This is a genomic window from Protofrankia coriariae, assembly GCF_001017755.1.
Taxonomy (GTDB): Bacteria; Actinomycetota; Actinomycetes; order Frankiales; family Frankiaceae; genus Protofrankia; species Protofrankia coriariae.
The window spans coordinates 1-19,265 of record NZ_JWIO01000048.1 but is presented as its reverse complement, the minus strand read 5'-3'; the positions used below and the strand labels follow the sequence as shown (position 1 = coordinate 19,265).

Here is a 19,265-nt window from a genome sequence, read left to right as displayed (position 1 = left end):
CTCCCGGCGCCGGGACGGAAGCATCTCGGCGGCGCGGGTACGGTCCGGGCCGGCCGCTTCGGCCCGGACCGGCCGCACCCGTCCGGACGCGGACGGCACAAAGGGCCACCCACCCGGCGCCCGGGTGGCACGTGAGCTCGGCTCGGCCGGCACGAGCTCACGTCCTTCGGCCTGCCTGCCGCGTGGAGCGGATCCGGCCCGTACACAGCACGAGGTCCGAGCAGCTCCGGCCTGGAAGCTGCCCGGACCTCGGTCAGGACGGTGACGGGCGGACGGTCAGGACGACGACGGCTTGCGCTTGGCGGTCTTCGGGTCCATCCGGCGGATCAGGATGGCGGTGACGATGACACAGATCACGCCGATCGCCACGCCCCCGGCGATGTCGATGGCATACGCCTGCGCGGTGTGGTCGAAGAACGGGTCGTCGACGACCTTGCTGTTGATCAGCTTGCCGTCGGGACGCAGCTCACCGGCCAGGCTGATCCGGTTGAGGTCACCGACCGAGGACAGCGCCGCGTAGCCCCAGCGGGCCGGCGCGATCAGGCTGACCTGCTCCAGACCGGGCTTGCTGTGCACCGGCAGGATGCCGCCGCTGAACACCAGCTGCGCCATGGTGAGCAGGACGAGCAGCGGCATGGTCTTGTCCGCGTTGTCGACCAGGGCGGAGATGAGCAGCCCGAGCATGGCCGACGACAGCGACACCACGATCACCGCGATCAGGCACTCGACCAGGGGGTTGCCCAGCACGACCGCTTCGTCGGGCTCCCGGCCGAGCAGGCCGATCAGGGTGAACGGGATCGCCTGCAGCGTCGTGATCAGGGTCAGTACGAGGATCTTCGAGCCGATGTAGGCGGTCCGGGACAGCCCGATCGCCCGTTCCCGCCGGTAGATGGCCCGTTCCTTGACGATCTCCCGGACGGAGTTCGCCATGCCCATGAAACAGGCGCACAACACCATCACCAGCAGGATCGTGCCGGCGTCCGAGTTCGGTGAGCCGTCCTCGGGCAGGCCGAACCCGCCGGGGATGGCCCGTGGGATGAGCCCGAGCAGGAACGGGAAGGCGATGATCAGCCGGAGGTAGGATCTGTCGGACGCGACAACGGAGAGTGTGCGCCGACTTAACGTGACGAGCTGGGAGAGCACCGACTGCTGGCGGATGCTCGGCAGGTCCTCCGGTGCCGGGCGGGCCGACGGTGCGGTGACCGACGCGGGGACGTAGTAGCGCGACTGGCGGAACCGGGCCGCCGACTCCGCGCCGGGGGTGGCCTCCAGCATCAGGAAGACATCCGGGTAGTCCCTCTTGTTGAAGAAGGACAGGGCGTCGCGCGGCGGGCCGAAATAGGCGACGTACCCGCCGGGAGCCAGCACCAGGACGTAGTCGCAGAGATCCAGCTGGGCGACGCTGTGGGTGACCACGACGACCGTGCGCCCGTCGTCGGCCAGCTTGCGCAGCGACTCCATGACGTTCTTGTCCATGCCCGGGTCGAGGCCGGAGGTGGGCTCGTCCAGGTAGAGCAGGGTGGGCTTGGTCAGCAGTTCCAGGGCGACGCTGGTGCGCTTGCGCTGGCCGCCGGAGAGCCTGGCCACCTGGGTGTCGGCGTGCTGGGTCAGGCCGAGCTCGGCGAGGACCTCGTCCACCCGGGCGCCGCGCTCCTGCTTGGTGGTGTCCGGCGGGAAGCGCAGCTCGGCGCCGTACTCCAGGGCACGGCGGACGCTGAGCGTGGTGTGGAGCAGGTCCTCCTGGGGGACGTAACCGATGCGGCGGCGCAGCTCGTCGTACTCGGAGTACATGTCCCGCCCGGCGTAACGCACGGCGCCCTTGTCCGCGGGGCGGAAACCGGTGAGGGCGTTGAGCAGGGTGGACTTGCCCGCGCCTACTGGGCCCGACCACCGCCAGCAGCGCCCGGCCGGGCAGCCGGAAGGTCATGTCGTGCATGAGCTGCTTCTGGCCGGCCCACACGTTCAGGCCGTCGGCCTCGAAGCTGACGTCCCCGGAGTCGATGTACTCGACCAGCTCGTTCTCGACAAGCTGGAAGACATGATGGCCGACAGCGATGACCGCGCCCTCCGGCACCGGCTCGCGGATGATGCGCTTGCCGTTGACGAACGTCCCGTTGGCCGACTCGAGGTCGGCGATCTCCACGTTCCCGTCCGGGCCCAGGTAGATCTCGGCGTGCCGCCGGGAGGCCAGCAGGTCGCCCACGACGATGTCGTTGTCCCGGGAACGGCCGATGGACATCCGGCCCGGGCGCAGCCGGTAGGAGGTCTGCCGCTCGTGCTCACGCTCAAGATCGTGACTGCTCGTCTCGGCCTGGTTGCCCGACGGCTGCCGGGGCAGCTGCGGGCCGGGCTCGTAGCTGGCGGAGTCACGCAGCATCGTCGGCATCTCGAAGTGCGGGTCCTGGTAACGCGGGGGGGCGGCGTAGCCGACGGGAGCCTCCAGCAGGACGACGACCTCCGGCCCGGTCGGGGTACCGAGCCGGAACCGGACCTCGCCGTTGACGTCGACGCTCTGTACCCGCTGACCGTCGAGCCAGGTTCCGTTCGAGCTGATGTCCCGGACAGCCCAGCCCGCGCCGACCGGCTCGATCAGCAGGTGCCGGCGGGAGACCCGGCTGTCCGGCATCACGAAATCGGCCGTGCGCGCGCGGCCGACAACGAACGGCTGACCGGCAGGCACGGTGGCCACGTTGGCACCGCTGACGACTCTCAGGGTCGTCTGCACGTGTTTCCCCCTTCGGCGACCCAGGAACGGTGACCTCCGGCAGCACGCGAAAGGCGTGTTCGCGTCGCCATCGGCTCTCTGGGGCGGGACACAGGCCGGATGTCCCGCCGGACTGACTTCGACATGAATCTTCCGATCTTGCTGGTCGTCGGATCGTAGCGCCGCCCACCTACCTCGATCGACGATGGGTGTGCCAATCACCACGGACTGGACGCAGAGGAGCAGACTGCGTGTGGCCAGTCATGTCCGTAGACGGCCGGCTGCCGGTGTGACGATATCCAGTACCGGCCGAGGATGACGCGCGGGCTATCCCACGTCCGTCAACTGTCGTCGATTCGACGTCGCGACAGAGGATCAAAGAAAAAGATCTTTCTTTTCGCGTGCCACCAGCGGGTCACATACTCTTAGCTACCGAGAGTAGGTGGATGGCGACCAAAATCCGTGACCGAACGTACAGCGAAGGATCACGACGAGCCAGCGCAGCCGGCGGCCGACAGCGGATCCGGCAGCCGGGCACGGACATCGGCCACCAGATTCTTCCAGCTTCCGGCCGCCTTCAGCTGTGCCGGTCCGACGGACCCGGCCCCGGGCCGGCCGCCGCGCGGGACGCTACCAGGCCGGCGGCGGGTTACGCCATGATCCGCCACGGCGAATACCATCCGTTATGAGGACTCGGTCCGCTACGCGGGCGACATCCGTTATGAAAATGCCGTCCGTTATGACGCTGATGTGGGTTCCGCGGGAAGGACCACGTTTGTCGCCGTCGCGGTGACCGAGATACCGTTCTTGCCGGTGGCAGCCTTCTCGATCTGCAGGTTGAACGGCAGGTTGCTGATCGGCAGCGGGATCCCCGGCAGCGCGACACCCGGCAGCCGGAAACCGAGGATCTCGGTGGGTATCAGGGTCAGCGTGTTGTCCTGGACCCCGAAACGGGTCGTCCCGCTCAGCTCCTGGGTACCGAGGAGCCCGGTGTCGATCTCGCCGGATATGCGCACCTCCCGGCCGTCGTCGACCGGGGTGATCTTCACGTTCTGCGTTGCCAGATAGGCATTGAGATCATCATAGGTGATCTGCACGTCCGCGGTCACCTTGTCGACCGGCACGTCCTTGACCTGGTCACGAATGGCGTCCCAGAACGGCACGTGGACGCCCTGCAGCCTGGCCTTCACCTCGGTGATCCGCGGGCCGGGCGTGGGAATGTCGGTGACCGTCGCCCGCAGGTCGTCGTACTTGCCGAAGAGGACCTGGGTGAGGAAGGGGAAGCCGCCGATCGAGACGTCGGTGACCCTGGCCGGTCTGACCCCGGGGTCGGTGCTGCTCTGCGCCACGGACGCCTCCGCCTTCGCCTTCATCTGGCTCTCGGCGATCGGCACCGCCGCGCGGTCGGCCACGACCAGCAGGATGATCAACACGACCAGCGTGACGATCGGCCATCTCCGCCGCCGGCGACGGGCTACCGGGCCCGGCGTCACATCGGTGGGCGCGAGCGGGGGCTGGCCTCCATACGGTGGACCTCCATACTGCGCCCCCGTGTACGGCGGGCTCCCATACGGCGAGCCCTCGGGCGGCGGGAACGCGCTGGTCGGCGGTATCGGTGCGGCTGACTGTGCCGGTGCCGCCGACGGGCCCGGCTGCGCCGGCGAACCGGGTGGCGCGCCCGGCCCGGACCACCCGGGCTGGGGAGCCGGACGGAACGAGTCGGCGGGCGGCGGCGGATCGACCGGGCCGACGCGGGCCCGCTGCGTCTGGGCACCGGCAGCGGCGGCGGACGGTGGGAGGCGCCGGGTCGATTCCTCGGGGTCGCTACCCACGTCCGGGTCGTTGTCGTGTCCAGTGCTCACGGTCAGGATGGTCGCATGGATGGCGGATCCTGGCACGACATGGGTCAGATCATCCGGGGAAATGCCCGTCCCCGAACAGGTGCGGCGCCCGCTCGGTGACGCTGGGCGGGCCCAGCCGGAAGACCGATCCGCGGGCAGCGGTGTAGGCGTTCCAGAAGTGCTCGGCCACCGCGTCCGCGGAGAGCCGGCCGTCGGGGGCCACCCGGGCGTCGAGCACCACGGTCCGCAGCCGGATACCGCGGGTACGCAGCACCGGCGCCAACGACGTCCCGAGCGCGAGCAGCCCGGCCTTGCCGATCGCGAGGGCGAACCGGCCGGCGGCCGGCTCGGTTCTCGGCCCGGCCGCGGTCAGCAGCACACACGCTCCGGGACGCTCGGCCAGCAGCGCCACCGCGGCCTGGACGACGGTCAGCGCCCCGGTGACGTTGACCGCGAGGGTCTGGTTGACCGTGTCCGCCGACACCGACAGCGCGGTGCCCCGGATGCTCAGCTTGGCGTTGTAGACCACGGCGGTCAGGCCACCGAGCTCGTCGGCGAGCTTGTCCAGCGCCGTGGCCACCGCCCCCGGCGCGGTGACGTCCGCGACCTCACCACTGACGGTGATCTGATCCCGGGCGAGGTCGGCCGTCACCCGGTGGACCGTGTCGGCCGACCGGGCGATCACCCCGAGCCCGAAGCCCTCCCGGGCGAACCGGCGCAGAAGTTGGACGCCGAACGCCTGCCCCGGCCCGACAACGACAAGCGCCCGCTCCCGGCGCGGGTCGGCGCGCTCCTGCTGCATGCGCCCATAGTGGCCCAGCGGGCCGTGAGCTCATAACGGCCCAGCGGGCCGCATGTCCGTAGCGGTGCCTGCGGCGGCCCGGAGGGCTTGCGGTCGGCAGCGGCCCAGGGGCCGCAGGCCACCGGGGCCGGACCGGTGATGATCCCGCCCTCGGGTCGGCAGCGGCCCAGGGGCCGCGTACCGGGTCCGTGGCGACCCCGCCGGGCCGGCCGCTCAGGTGGCCCGGGGGACGAGGACGCCAGGGTTGAGGATGCCGTCCGGGTCGAGGGTGTGCTTCACCGCGCGCAGCACCGCCACCCCGAGATCACCGATCTCCGCGGTGAGCCAGGGCTGGTGGTCGACGCCGACGGCGTGATGGTGGGTGATCGTCCCGCCGGTCTCGACGATCGCGCGCGAGGCGGCGGCCTTCACCCTGCGCCACCGTGCCACCGGGTCGTCACGGCCTGGGCACACGACGGTGAAGTACAGCGAGGCACCGGTCGGGTAGACGTGTGAGACATGGCACATGATCAGGCCGGGCGCTCCCCCGGCGGCGGCCTCGCCCGCCCCCGCGCCGGCCGGTCCGGCAGCTGCCTCGCCAGCCGGCCCGGCGGTCGCCCCCGCGGGCGGGCCGGCGGCCTGTCGCACCGCCTGGTCCGCAGCCTGGCCCACGGCTTGTTCCGCGGTCAGGGCGGCGACGAGGGTGTCGCGTACCCGGGTGTAAAGGCCCGGCAGGGCCGACCAGAACCCGGCCGTCTCCAGTGTCTCGGCGAACATGCCGGCGTCCAGCAGGGCGTCCCGCAGATACGGGCCGTGGAAGCGGCCGCGCACCCACTGCGTGCCGGCCTCGGCTCCCAGCGGGACCCCGCCGGCCGCGCCCAGCACCTCGGCGACCGCGGCCCGGCGTGCGGCGACCCAGTCGGCCTCGCCCTCGTAGCCGGCGATCAGGCGGCAGCCGCCCGCGTCGGCGCCGATGCCACCGCCGGCGAGCCCGGCGGCCGTCTCGGTCTCGTCCGACAGGCGCGCGACCGTGGGAAGCAGGTCCCGCTGCGCCAGTTCGCGCAGCGCCGCCGTCCCCGCGGCAAAGCCAGCCAGCCGCCAGCCCTCGTAGTGGGTCGCCGCGGGCAGCGGCCGGACCCGCAGCCGTAGCTGCGTGATCACCCCGAAGGCCCCTTCGGAGCCGAGCGCGAGCTGTCGCAGGTCGGGCCCGGCCGCGGACGCCGGGGCGCGGCCGAGCTCCCAGGTGCCGGCCGGGGTGGCGATCCGCAGGCCGACGACCAGGCTGTCGAAGCGGCCATAGCCCGCGGACGCCTGGCCGCTGGAGCGGGTCGCGGCAAACCCGCCGACGCTGGCGTACTCCCACGACTGTGGACGGTGACCAAGGGTGAAGCCGTGTGCGGCAAGGGCGGCCTCCAGGGCCGGGCCGCGCAGACCAGGCTCACAGGTGACGACCTGTGACTCAGCGTCGACGGCCGTGAGCCGGTCCAGCCGCGCCAGGTCGAGCGCGACGACGCCGGCGAACCCGTCCCTTGCCGGGGCCAGGCCGCCGACCACCGACGTCCCGCCGCCGAAGGGCACCACCGCCAGCCGCAGCCGGGCGCACACCCGCAGCACGGCGAGCACCTCGTCGTGGCCCGCCGGCAGGACGACGGCGTCGGGGGCGTCGAGGGCGTCGCCGGCCCGCAGGCGCAGCAGGTCGGCGGTGGACCGGCCCCGGCAGTGCCGGACGCGGCTGCCGGCGTCCACCCGTACCCACGCCGGCCCGACCACGCCAGCCAGCGCCTCACTCGCTTCGACGGACAGTGACGACGCCGGCAGGCGCAGCTCGTCCAGCCCTACCGGTGGAGTGTCCTGGCGGGCGACCGCGAAAGCCGCCTCCAGCAGGGAACGGATGTCCTCGGCCAGGGGGGTGTGCGCGTCGGAGGCGCCCCAGCCCCACCAGACCGTCCCGCTACGGTTCGTTGTCGAAGCTGTCACCACATACACTGTGACAGATGTCGTCACAGCGCCATCGTGACAACCACCGTGACACGCTGGACGCGCCACCCCGCCGACGATCCGCCGCCGGCCGGACGGCGGCGCCAGGCGGGCCCTCCTCACCGTCGTACCAGGCCACCGCATCACACCAGACCACCGCATCACGTCAGACCCCCGCGTCACGTCAGAGTCACGTCAGACCACCGCGTCACGTCGGCCGGCCGCCCGCCAGGCATCCCCGATGGCGTCGCTGAACAGGCGGCAGCGCGAGCGGGACCTCGCCGAGCTCGCCGACGGCACCGTGGTCGACGTACTGGTGATCGGTGGCGGGGTGACCGGCGCCGGGGTGGCGCTGGACGCGGCCAGCCGCGGGCTGTCCGTGGCCCTGGTGGAAGCCCACGACCTGGCCTTCGGCACCAGCCGGTGGAGCTCCAAGCTCGTCCACGGCGGGCTGCGCTACCTGGCCGGCGGCGACCTCGCGCTGGCGTACGAAAGCGCCCGGGAGCGGGCCGTCCTGCTGGGCACCACCGCGCCCCACCTGGTCCGGCAGCTGCCGATGCTGCTCCCGCTGGCCGACGGCTTCCCCACCGCCACGGCCCTTGCCGCCGGCGCCGGGCTGCGTGTCGCCGACATCCTCCGCCGCGCCGCCGGCACCCCGCGGACGGTGCTGCCCGGGCCACGGCGGCTGACCGCCGTCGAGGCCCGGCACATGGTGCCGGCCCTGCGTGCCCCCGGACTGCGCGGCGGGCTGCTGACCTGGGACGGCCAGCTCGTCGACGACGCGCGGCTGGTCGTGGCGATCGCCCGGACCGCGGCCCGGCACGGCGCGCGCGTCATCACCCGCTGCCGGGTACGGGAGGCCGACGGCAGCGGCGCCACCGCCGTCGACACCGTGAACAACTCGCCGGTGATACTGAGATCGCGCAGCGTGGTGAACGCCACCGGCGTGTGGGCCGGCGACCTGTGCGCCGACGCGCGGCTGCGCCCCAGCCGCGGCACCCACCTCGTGGTGGCGGGCAGCGCCCTGGACGGCCTGCGGACGGCGATCATCATCCCGGTGCCCGGTGAGCGCAACCGGTACGTGTTCGCGCTGCCCCAGCCGGGCGGCCACGTCTACGTCGGGATCACCGACGAGCCGGTCGACACGGTCGTCGACGTGCCGGTGCCGACCGCCGCCGAGCTGGACTTCCTGCTCGGCGTGCTGTCGAGCGTGCTCACGGTGCCGGTCGGCCGGGCCGACGTCCTGGGCGCCTTCGCGGGGCTGCGGCCGCTGCTGGCGGGCGCGGCCGGGCGCACCGCGGACCTGTCCCGGCGGCACGCGGTGATCACCTCGTCCGACGGCATGGTCACCGTCGTCGGGGGCAAGCTCACCACCTACCGCCGGATGGCCGCCGACACCGTGGACACGCTCGTCCGCGCCGGCGAGCTGGACGCCGGGCCGTGCCGTACCCGCTACCTGCCGCTGGTCGGCGCGGCCAGCTGGTCACAGCTCGCCACCGTGGCCGCCCCGCCCAGGCTCGTCGCCCGCTACGGCGCCGAGGCGCCCGCGGTGGTCGCGGGCGCCCGCGGCGACCCCGGGCTGCTCGCGCCGCTGTGTGCCGGCGTCGAGGTGACCGGCGCCGAACTGCTGTTCGCCCTGCGCCACGAGGGCGCCCTGGACGCCGACGACCTGCTCGACCGCCGCACCCGCATCGGCCTCGTACCAGCCGACCGCCAGGCCGCGCTCCCCACCGCCGAGGCCCTCGTCCGCCAGACCCTCACCGCGATCGACACCTGACACGCCGGACCGCACCGACACCGACACCGACACCGACACCGAACAACATCAACGATCATCGACCGTCGGCGAAGATCGCCAGTAGTTTGTCGTTCTGTACGCCCAGAGGACCTGAAAGCGTACAGAACGACAAAGTCGCATAGATCATGAAACGGCCGCCGCGGCAGCCGTGGCAGCCGCCCGTCCCCGCACCGGCGCGGTTCGACGCGCGGCCCGGCGCTGCGTGATCACGAAGCCGGTACGGACGGCACAGCCGGCGGAGGCTAGGCCCGCCTTCCGCGCATCACTCGCGCCGACCTGCGGTGATCGCCGAGAGTAGCGACCCGCGCAACGCTCTGACCAGCGGCGATGCGGCATGTGCGGAGAACGGGGCTAGGCCGGTGCGGATGGCGTCCCGAGGGTGAGGGCGGCGATGCGCTCGCGGTGGTGGTCCGGGTCGCCGTAGCTGTAGATCTCGCGTTTGGCCCGCTTGTAGAAGAAGTGGGCCTCGTGCTCCCAGGTGTAGCCGATCCCGCCGTGATACTGGATCATCGTCCCGGTCACCTCCCGGGCGGCGTCACCGGCCTTGCTCTTGGCCACGGCGGCCGCGAGCCGGCGGNNNNGGCGGTCGGCGAGCCCGACGTCGAGCGCGTGCGCCGCGTACAGCACCGCGTGCTCGGCCATGGTCACGGCCACGTGCAGGTCGGCGAGATGGTGCTTGAGCGCCTGGAAGGAGCCGACCGGCCGGCCGAACTGCACCCGGTCACGGTCGTAGGCGACGGTGCGCCCGAGCGCCTGACGGGCGAGGCCGACCAGGTCGGCCGCGGTGAGCACGGCGGCCCGGTCCAGCAGTTCGGTGAGGACGGCGGCCGACGACCCGGGCAGCCGCCGCGCGTCCGCCCCGTCGAGAGCCAGCGACGCCGTGCGCACGGTGCCGTCGTAACTGTCCAGCCCGTCGACGGTGACGCCGGGCGAACGCGGATCCACCAGGTACAGCCCGGTCTGCCCGGACGTCTCGGTGGCGGCCACGACGACGGTCCGCGCGACCTCGGCGTATTCGACGGGCAGCGCGGTTCCGGTGAGCCGGCCCGCCGCGTCGGCGGTGACCCGCACACCCGTCGGGTCGTATCGGCCGGCGGGGCCACGCAGCGCCACCGTGGCCACCAGGTCGCCGGTGGCGATCCGGGGCAGCAGGGCGCGCCGCTGCTCCGGCGAGCCGGCGAGGCGGACGGCCTCCCCGGCGAGCACGGTGGGCAGCCACGGCCCGGGGACGACGCCCACGCCGAAGGCCCGGGCGACCACCTGGGCGTCCACCAGGCCGAGGCCGAGCCCGTCGTGCTCCGGCGGGACGAGCACGGCCAGCCAGCCCTGCTCCCCGGCGGTCTTCCACAGTTCGGCGGGATGGCCGTCGCCGCCGGTGTCCTCGAAGACCGCCCGGACGGCCGTCAGGTCGAACCTGTCCGCCAGGTAGTCGCGGACGGTGTCGCCGAGCGCCCGTTGCTCCTCGGTCAGCGCGAAGTACATGCCCGGGACGCTATCGGGGCAGGCCGAGGACACGCTCGGCGACGATGTTGCGCTGCACCTGGGACGATCCACCCCAGATGGTGACCGAACGTGACCACATCGCCTCGCGGTGCATGGCGCGCAGGTCCGTGTCGGGATCCGGCCGGGCCAGGGTGGCCTCCGGGCCGAGCAGGTCGTCGAAGGTCTCCCACAGCTGCTGGTGCGTCTGCGACCACTGGAGCTTGGTCAACGACGACCCGGCGCCGAGCTCCTCCCCCTGCTCGACCTGGGTGAGCACGTGCATGGCGTGGTAGCGCAGGCACTCGAGGTCGACGATCCGCTGGGCCAGCCGCTGGCGCAGGACCGGGTCGTCGAGCCGGCCGGGGGGAGCCGCCGCCACGATCTCGTCGAACTGGCGGCGGAAGGCGGTGTACTGGGCCAGGCCGGAGGCGCCGCGCTCGAACGACAGCAGCAGCATCGCCGTGGCCCAGCCGTTGCCGACCCCGCCGAGGCAGTCGGTCACCTTCACCCGGACGTCGGTGAAGAAGACTTCGCCGAACTCGCTCACCCCGCTCATCTGGCGCAGCGGCCGGGCCTCGACCCCGTCCTGGCGCATGTCGACGAGCAGCATGGACAGGCCGTGGTGCCGCTGCGACCCGGGTTCGGTGCGGACGAGCATGAAGATCCTGTCCCCGTGCGCGGCGTTGGTCGTCCAGACCTTCTGGCCGGTGACGACGAACTCGTCGCCGTCGCGCACGCCGGTGGTGCGCAGGGCCGCGAGGTCCGAGCCCGCGCCGGGCTCGGAGAAGCCCTGGCACCAGATGACGTCGTTGCGCAGCAGCGGCGGGATGATCTCCCGCTTCTGCTCGTCGGTCCCGACCGCCATGACGGTGGGCACCAGGAAGGTCAGGCCGATCTGGTTGACCGAGTGGGGCGCCCGGGCCCGCGCGCTCTCCTCGTCGTGGATCGCCTGCATGCCCGGCGTCCCGCCGCGGCCGCCGTACTCCCGCGGCAGGGAGATGCCGGCGAAGCCGGCGCGGTGGCGCAGCCGCTCCCAGTCCCTGCGCAGCTCGAACGCGTCGGCCTCCGGGAGGCTGGCCCAGAACGACGGCGACCGCCACGGCGGCGGGACGTTGTCGGCGAGCCAGGCCCGCAGCTGGGCGCGGAAGCGCTCCTCGTCGGGGGTGAAGCTGAGGTCCATCGGACGGCCTCCCACGAGGCGCGGAAGCCGACAGGGGGAGCCGTCGGCGGCGGACACCGGGCGAAGAACACGGTAGGAAGAACACAGTAGACAGTAGGTGGTCCAGGTCAGCGTCAGTACCGGTGGCGTGGACCACGGCGCCGGCCCGTGAGCGCAGGCAATCGATTACCGTATGAAAATGATCACTGTGAGCAAGCTACCATGCGGGCCTCGTCCACGGCAGGCACGATGTGACCTGTCCGCGCCAGCTCTGGCCGCCACGCTCCGGGGACGGGGAACACGATGATCGCTCCGGCACGGCTGAATCCCACCACCCGTGGTGACGCCCTGCTCCAGATGGAATCCGACGTCGTCGACGTCGTCGTCATCGGCGGTGGCGTCACCGGCGCCGGTGTCGCGCTCGACGCGGTCACCCGTGGGCTGTCCGTGGCGCTGGTCGAGGCGCGCGACCTCGCGTCCGGCACGTCCAGCCGGTCCAGCAAGCTGATCCACGGCGGTCTGCGCTACCTCGAACAGCTCAACATCGCGCTCGTCAGTGAGGCGCTGCGGGAGCGGGCGCTGCTGCTGGACACGCTCTGCCCGCACCTCGTCCGCCCGGTCCCGTTCCTGTTCCCGCTGACCCACCGGGGATGGGAACGCGCCTACGTCGGCACCGGGATGGTGCTCTACGACACCCTCGGCGGTGCCCGCCGGGCGGTGCCGCGCCATCGCCACCTGACCAGGCGGGCGGCGCTGCGCGCCGTCCCCGCGCTGCGCCCGGACGCCCTGGTGGGCGCGATCCAGTACTGGGACGCCCAGGTCGACGACGCCCGGCACACGATGTTCGTCGCCCGGACCGCCGCCCACTACGGTGCACTGATCGCCACCAGCGCCCGGGTGACGGGCCTGCTGCGCGAGGGCGACCGGGTCGCCGGGGTGCGGGTCCACGACCTCGAGGGCGGCGGCCAGATCGACGTCCGCGCCCGGCAGACCATCAACGCCGCGGGGGTGTGGACCGACGACATCCAGGCGATGGCCGGCGGGCGCGGCCAGCTGTCGGTGCGGCCCTCCAAGGGCATCCACCTGCTGGTGCCCCGGGACCGGATCCACGCCACCACCGGGCTGATCCTGCGCACCGAGAGCAGCGTGCTGTTCGTGATCCCCTGGGGCAGCCACTGGATCGTCGGGACGACCGACACGGACTGGAACCTCGACCTCGCCCACCCGGCGGCCAGCAGCGCCGACATCGACTACCTGCTCACCCACGTCAACCGGGTGCTGCGCACGCCGCTGACCACCGACGACATCACCGGTGTCTATGCGGGGCTGCGGCCGCTGCTGTCCGGCGAGTCGGAGGACTCCTCCCAGCTGTCCCGGGAGCACGCGGTGGTCTCACCGCTGCCCGGCCTGACCATGGTCGCCGGCGGGAAGTACACCACGTACCGGGTGATGGCCCGGGACGCGGTCGACGCGGTGGCACACGGGCTGAACCGCAGCGTGCCGCCCTCCTGCACCGACCGGGTTCCCCTGCTCGGCGCCGACGGCTACCCGGCGCTGTGGAACGCGCGGGAGGCGCTGGCTCGCTCCGCGGGGATCCACGTGGCCCGGGTCGAGCACCTGTTGACCCGCTACGGCACCCTCACCCAGGAGGTCCTGGCGCTCGTCCGGCAGCGGCCCGAGCTCGCCCGACCGGTGCGCGGGGCCGACACCTACCTGGCGGCGGAGGCCGTGTACGCCGCCTCCCACGAGGGGGCGCTGCACCTCGACGACGTGCTCACCCGCCGCACCCGGATCTCGATCGAGACCTGGGACCGCGGGTTGGAGGCCGCCGCGGACGTCGCCGAACTCGTCGCGCCCGAGCTGGGTTGGGACCGGCAGACCATCGACGTCGAGATCGGGCACTACCAGGCGCGGGTGGCGGCCGAGCGGGAGTCCCAGCAGCAGGCCGACGACCAGACCGCCGACGCGGCCCGTCTGGGCGCGCCGGACGTCCGGACCGGCGGGCGCTCCCTGCTCGGGCGGTCCGAGCCGGCGCGCTCCTGACGCTCGTCCTTCTCCGCCGTGCTCCCTGCTCGGGCGGTCCGAACCGGCCCTCGGCCGGGCCTGTGACCCGCCACGAGCCGGCCGGAGCCCGGGCACGGGCCCGGGTGGGGGCCCGGGTGGGGGCCAGGTGGGGCAAGAGCGCCGATGCGGTACGGATGAGGCACCAATGAGGTGCACAGGCCATCCGGAAAATCGCATGCGAAACGTCTGGGAAACATCTCAGAAATGACGTTCGCGACTTGCTGTCAACCGCACGACACTGCGACTACCAACAGATATCAGAGCATTACTCCGTGCTGTTCGCGCAGGTCGGAGGGGTGATCTGACACGGTGTCGACAGAATAAAAACAAACGAAAAACATCGCAAAAACCGTACTCAGAAACAGGACCGAACGGCTGCGGAATCATTCTTTGAGAAGAATCGACGACGCCGGCCGGAAGCTGAAAAAATGATTTCGCCCGGACGAACTGGGCGTAACATGTAACCACACCACCACCGGGTGACGCCTCCCAGTGGGGATGCCCACTGGTCATACGTGGCATAAGTGGTAGGTTCCATGGGTAGTGGGACCCTGTGCTCGCAGAACACCGGATCGGCTCGTGGCGTCTGTTCGTTCTGGAGGTCCGCCTATATCCGTACGCTCTTGCCCCCGGCCAACGGGCGGGCGAACAGCCTGGCCACCGCCGGGCCCGCACACCGTCCAGTGGCCGCCTATAACACAGCCCCCGGGATTGCCCGGCACGGGGTAGGTGCGCGACCCTGGATTCGCCAGGCCGACCAACATCCCGATCCCACGCCGACCAGAACGAGCCGCAGGATTCCCGGAGCCGTTCCGGATCTTTCGTCCGATCAACGGATCGGACGCGAAGATCTGAAACCCGCTCCCCCCGGAGAAGGGCAGCAACCCCGTAAAGGGACGCTGTATTCGCACGGCTACGATTGACAGTAGTTCCGTACGGAGACGGGAGAGACCCGCCGTGACAACGCAGGCACACCCAGGATGGGATCCGGACGGACTCCGCCGACGGCCTGAAACTGCCGGCCGTACCCGGAACCCCGTCGACGCCCGGAACAACGCCGGCCACCCCGACACCGCCGGCCACCGGCAGTCTGATCACCGGCAGTCTGATCACCGGCCGGTCAGCCACCAGCCCGCCGGCCAGCCGGTCCACGAGCAGATCGCACCCGCGAACACCGGCCTGGACCTGCTGTGGACGCACGACGGGCTCACCCGCGAACTCGTGGCGATGACCCGTGCCAGGCGCCCCCACCGCTTCCTGCCCGTCTCCGGGCCGTCCCTGGACTCCGCCGCGCAACGGTGGCTGGCGGCACGCACGCACCACGAGGGCATCGTGCCCACCGGCCAACTCGTCGACGACCCGCTCGTGTGCGGTTTCGAGGACCGGGTCGACGCCCTGCGGCGGATGAGCGACGTCCTCGGCGGCAACGACGTGTACGCCCTGTCCCGCACCGAACTTTCGATCACCGTCCGCCTGCTGCGGGTCGGTACCCACAGCGACGCCCACCAGGCCCGGCTCTACGCGGTCGCGGCGGAGCTGGCCCGGCTGGCCGGGTGGGCGATGTACGACATCGGCCAGTACGGCACGGCCCAGCGTTGCTGGCTGATCGCGCTGCGCGCCGCCCACGAGGCGAACGCGCCCGCTCTCGGCGCCAACATCCTGCGCTGCATGGCCGAGCAGGTCACCTGGTACGGGCAGCCCGCGGACGCGGTCAGCCTGCTGCACCGCGCCCAGGCCGGGGCACGCTACCTGCTCAGCGCGATCGAGCGGGCCGTGATCGCGGCCGACCTGGCCGTCGCGCACAGCCGCGCGGGCAGCAGCGAGGACGCCGCCGCCGAGACCGAACTCGCCTACACGTTGATCGACAAGGTCCGTCCCGAGGACAGCCCGCCCTACATGTACTGGGCCCGCCGCAAGGACGTCGCGTTCTCGGCCGGGGAGGCACTGCTGTCCGGCGGCAGCCCCGAGGCGGCCATACCGCACTTCGAGGCCGCCCTCGACGATCTCGACGAGCTCGACGAGGAGGTCCCCCGCGACCGCGTCGAGTTCCTCACCAGGCTGGGGATCGCCAACATCCGCACCGGCGACGCCGACCGGGCCGTCGCCCTGGGTCACCAGGCCGTCTCCTGCGCCACGATGATCGACTCCGGCATGACACGCCGGGACATCGCCCGCCTGTGCCAGGAGCTCGAACAGGCCGGGGCGACCGCGCAGACGGCCGGCCTGGTCGACCACGTCCGCGACGCGCTCGGCCCGGCCGGCCCGTCATCCCCCACCCTGTCCTGAGCCTCACCCTGCCCTGAGCCCACTGCCGCAGGCCGCTCCGCCGCGTCTCGCATGACCCCGCGCCCCGTCCCGCGCGGCCTCCTGACAGCCCGACCGCCCCGCGCACCGGTAGCCGGTCGTCCCGCACGTTCTTCCAACTTCCTGCCGTATGCCCGCCGGAGGCTCCCGGTCCTGTTCTCGGAGAACAGAACACGAGGCTGGAGTCCACACCTGCCGGACGTAGTCCGGCACACAGTTGGCCTGCCAGGGTGACAGGCATGACATCCACCCCGGACATCAACCTGTTGCACGAGCTTGAGCCCGTCGCCGCGGCCAACCTCAACCGCCATCTCGACCTCGCCACCGAGTGGATGCCGCACGAGTACGTCCCGTGGAGCCAGGGCCGCGACTTCGACACCCTGCCGTGGGATCCGGAGCAGTCCAGGCTGTCCGACGTGGCCCAGATCGCCTTCGAGGTCAACCTGCTCACCGAGGACAACCTCCCCAGCTACCACCGTGAGATCGCCACGATCTTCGGCCGGGACAGCGCGTGGGGCGCCTGGGTGCACCGCTGGACGGCCGAGGAGGGCCGGCACAGCATCGTGATGCGGGACTACCTGATGGTCACCCGCGGCGTCGACCCGGTCGGCCTCGAGCGTGGCCGCATGCACCAGATGCAGAAGGGGTTCGACAGCGGTGACAAGACGCCGCTGCGCACCATCGCCTACGTGTCGTTCCAGGAACTCGCCACCCGGATCAGCCACCGCAACACCGGGCGGTTCACCCAGGACCCGATCGCCGAGAAGCTCCTCACCCGGGTCGCCGCGGACGAGAACCTGCACATGATCTTCTACCGCAACCTGGTCAGCGCCGCACTGGAGATCACCCCGTCCGAGACGGTGCAGGCCATCGCCGAGGAACTGATGACGTTCCAGATGCCCGGGACCGGCATCGAGAACTTCGAGACCAAGGCGAAGCGGATCGCCAAGGCCGGCATCTACAACCTCCGCAACCACCACGACGACGTGGTCACGCCGCTGCTGCGGCACTGGAGGTTCTTCGAGCTGACCGGCCTGGACGCGCCGGCCGAGCAGGCCCGCGAGAACGTCGGGCACTATCTCACCGCCCTCGACGGCCTCGCCCGCAGGTACGAGGAGAAGTACGCGGCCGCGGGCCAGGACACGCTGGCCGCCACATCCGCCTGAGCCGCCCGAGCGGCCGGGAGCCCGAGCCCGCGACGGGACGTTCGCCGGCTCGGGCTCCCGGCCACCGCGGCCTTCGCGGCGGAACTCGGCCGCGCAGCATTCCTCGTGCTTCCTCGTGGCCTGTACCTCGGCAGCCCCGCACTTCGACGGCACCGTGCTTCGACGGCACCGCAACGGCAACGGGCTCCTGGTTTCCTGCCGCCAAGGCCTTCGCCGGCTCTCACCCCTTCGACAGGCTCCCGCGGGCGTCGGGTTTCTCCGGCACCAGGCCTTCGCGGTCCTGTCCGACGCTGCGCGACTACTTGACGCGCAGAATTCACTTCTGTTGGTAGCGGTCTGATCGGAATCATGGGCGACGCAACGCGCATCCGTGTGTGGCACAACGATCATCGAGTCGGTGACCGGTCACGCGGTGGCGGGCCCGATGCCGGGAGACAATAGCCAAGGGCTCGTTGGCCTCCAACGGCACCGTGCCAGTGAGCCGGGGGCTTGCCGCCCGCCCGGACCCGTCGGACCGGCTTCGCCCATCCGGCGGGATGCTCGGGCAGCACAACATGATCATATCACCGTCAGCTCTGGGACCTGGGGATCCGGATCTCCGACGGCGCAAAAAATGATCATGCTGTTGCCGCCCCCGGACCGACAACCAACCAACAGGAGACCTCGTGCAGCTCGGGATGATCGGCCTTGGCCGGATGGGCGCCAACCTCGTGCGCCGGCTGATACGCCACGGCCACGACTGCGTCGTCTACGACGTCAACGCCGACGCGATCCGGCAACTGGAGGCCGAGGGCGCCACCGGGGCCACCACGCTGGCCGAGTTCGCGGCGAAGCTCTCCACCCCCCGCGCCGCCTGGGTGATGGTCCCCGCCGGGATCACCGGGCAGAGCGTGTTCGCACTCGCCGAGCACTTCACCGCCGGTGACATCATCATCGACGGGGGGAACTCCTACTACCGTGACGACGTCGACCGGGCGAAGGAACTCGCCGGCCGGGGCATCCACTACGTCGACGTCGGCACGTCCGGTGGGGTCTTCGGGCTCGAACGCGGATTCTGTCTCATGATCGGCGGCGAGAACGAGGTGGTGTCGCACCTCGACCCGATCTTCGCCGCGATCGCCCCCGGGTTCGACCAGGCACCGCGCACGCCAGGACGGGTCGGCGAGCCGAGCAGAGCGGAAAAGGGCTACCTGCACTGCGGGCCGAACGGCGCCGGGCACTTCGTCAAGATGGTCCACAACGGTATCGAGTACGGCATGATGGCCGCCTTCGCCGAGGGCATGGCCATCCTGGAGAAGGCCGGCATCGGCCGGGACCACACCGGCGAGCACGACGCCGAGACCACCCCGCTAGCTCATCCGGAGTACTACCAGTACGACATCGACACCGCCGCGGTGGCCGAGGTGTGGCGCCGCGGCAGCGTGGTCAGCTCCTGGCTGCTGGACCTGACCGCGGCCGCGCTCGTCGAGGACCCGAAGCTCGAGTCGTTCAGCGGCCGGGTCTCCGACTCGGGTGAGGGCCGCTGGACGGTGCTGGCCGCGGTGGAGGAGGGCGTCCCCGCCCACGTCCTCACCGCCTCGCTGTACGAGCGGTTCAGCTCACGCGGCGAGGCCCTGTTCGCCGACAAACTGCTCTCCGCGATGCGCAAGCAGTTCGGCGGCCACGCCGAGAAGCCGGCTACCTGACACATGAGCCGCCCGGCTTATCCCTATTCGGGGTGATGCCGAAGGCATCCGAGGTACTGACCCGCCCCCGCCCCGCAACCGGCTGCCCGCCGTCCAGCCCTCTGCCGCTGACCGCCTCACGGCCCGGCCACCCCACGACCCAGCTCTCACGATCCCGCCGTCCCACGAGCCGGGGCCACCCCACACAGCCCGGCAACCCGCTTCCTCACTCCCCACGCTCCCTGACGACCCGCGTCCTGACCTGTAGGTGGAAACCGCCACCAGCACGACGGTTTCCACCTACGGGACTGTTTCAAGATCGGTG

Annotated in this window: 10 protein-coding genes and 1 pseudogene; 5 read left to right on the top strand and 6 right to left on the bottom strand. The window is 71.6% G+C overall.

What is annotated here, in order from left to right; all coding sequences use genetic code 11:
* Window positions 1-276 precede the first annotated feature (276 nt).
* The 4 genes and pseudogenes from FrCorBMG51_RS20990 to FrCorBMG51_RS20970 all read right to left on the bottom strand — a co-directional run bounded on the left by FrCorBMG51_RS20990 (window position 277) and on the right by FrCorBMG51_RS20970 (window position 7,312).
* Window positions 277-2,725: pseudogene (locus FrCorBMG51_RS20990) on the bottom strand (FHA domain-containing protein).
* Window positions 2,726-3,441: 716 nt separating this feature from the next.
* Window positions 3,442-4,566, bottom strand: a complete 1,125-nt coding sequence (locus FrCorBMG51_RS32715; protein WP_047224759.1) for an LmeA family phospholipid-binding protein — start codon at window positions 4,564-4,566, stop codon at window positions 3,442-3,444.
* Between the two features lie 49 nt (window positions 4,567-4,615).
* Complete coding sequence (locus FrCorBMG51_RS20975; protein ID WP_047224739.1) at window positions 4,616-5,347, bottom strand: SDR family NAD(P)-dependent oxidoreductase; 732 nt, start codon at window positions 5,345-5,347, stop codon at window positions 4,616-4,618.
* A 213-nt stretch (window positions 5,348-5,560) separates the two neighbouring features.
* Window positions 5,561-7,312, bottom strand: a complete 1,752-nt coding sequence (locus FrCorBMG51_RS20970; RefSeq protein ID WP_047224738.1) for an FAD-binding oxidoreductase — start codon at window positions 7,310-7,312, stop codon at window positions 5,561-5,563.
* A 232-nt stretch (window positions 7,313-7,544) separates the two neighbouring features.
* Between FrCorBMG51_RS20970 and FrCorBMG51_RS20965 the strand changes: the two genes are divergently transcribed.
* Window positions 7,545-9,080, top strand: a complete 1,536-nt coding sequence (locus FrCorBMG51_RS20965; protein WP_047224737.1) for a glycerol-3-phosphate dehydrogenase/oxidase — start codon at window positions 7,545-7,547, stop codon at window positions 9,078-9,080.
* 372 nt (window positions 9,081-9,452) lie between these two features.
* On the opposite strand, the gene FrCorBMG51_RS20960 is transcribed toward FrCorBMG51_RS20965, so the two are convergent.
* Both FrCorBMG51_RS20960 and FrCorBMG51_RS20955 read right to left on the bottom strand, forming a co-directional pair.
* Entirely contained in the window at window positions 9,453-10,583 is a 1,131-nt protein-coding gene (locus FrCorBMG51_RS20960; protein ID WP_047224758.1) for an acyl-CoA dehydrogenase family protein, read from the bottom strand.
* A 10-nt stretch (window positions 10,584-10,593) separates the two neighbouring features.
* On the bottom strand, window positions 10,594-11,763 hold the full coding sequence (locus tag FrCorBMG51_RS20955; protein ID WP_047224736.1) for an acyl-CoA dehydrogenase family protein: 1,170 nt from the start codon (window positions 11,761-11,763) through the stop codon (window positions 10,594-10,596).
* Between the two features lie 282 nt (window positions 11,764-12,045).
* Between FrCorBMG51_RS20955 and FrCorBMG51_RS20950 the strand changes: the two genes are divergently transcribed.
* The 4 genes from FrCorBMG51_RS20950 (at window position 12,046) to gnd (ending at window position 18,961) form a co-directional block, all read left to right on the top strand.
* Entirely contained in the window at window positions 12,046-13,785 is a 1,740-nt protein-coding gene (locus FrCorBMG51_RS20950; protein ID WP_047224735.1) for a glycerol-3-phosphate dehydrogenase/oxidase, read from the top strand.
* A gap of 978 nt (window positions 13,786-14,763) precedes the next feature.
* Window positions 14,764-16,092: an NsdA family TPR-like regulatory protein gene (locus FrCorBMG51_RS20945; protein WP_052914899.1), complete on the top strand. Its 1,329-nt coding sequence runs from the start codon at window positions 14,764-14,766 to the stop codon at window positions 16,090-16,092.
* A gap of 257 nt (window positions 16,093-16,349) precedes the next feature.
* Window positions 16,350-17,276, top strand: a complete 927-nt coding sequence (locus FrCorBMG51_RS20940) for an acyl-ACP desaturase (RefSeq protein ID WP_047224734.1) — start codon at window positions 16,350-16,352, stop codon at window positions 17,274-17,276.
* A gap of 665 nt (window positions 17,277-17,941) precedes the next feature.
* Window positions 17,942-18,961, top strand: coding sequence for a phosphogluconate dehydrogenase (NAD(+)-dependent, decarboxylating) (gene gnd, locus FrCorBMG51_RS20935; protein ID WP_047224733.1), 1,020 nt, complete (start codon window positions 17,942-17,944; stop codon window positions 18,959-18,961).
* Window positions 18,962-19,265 lie beyond the last annotated feature (304 nt).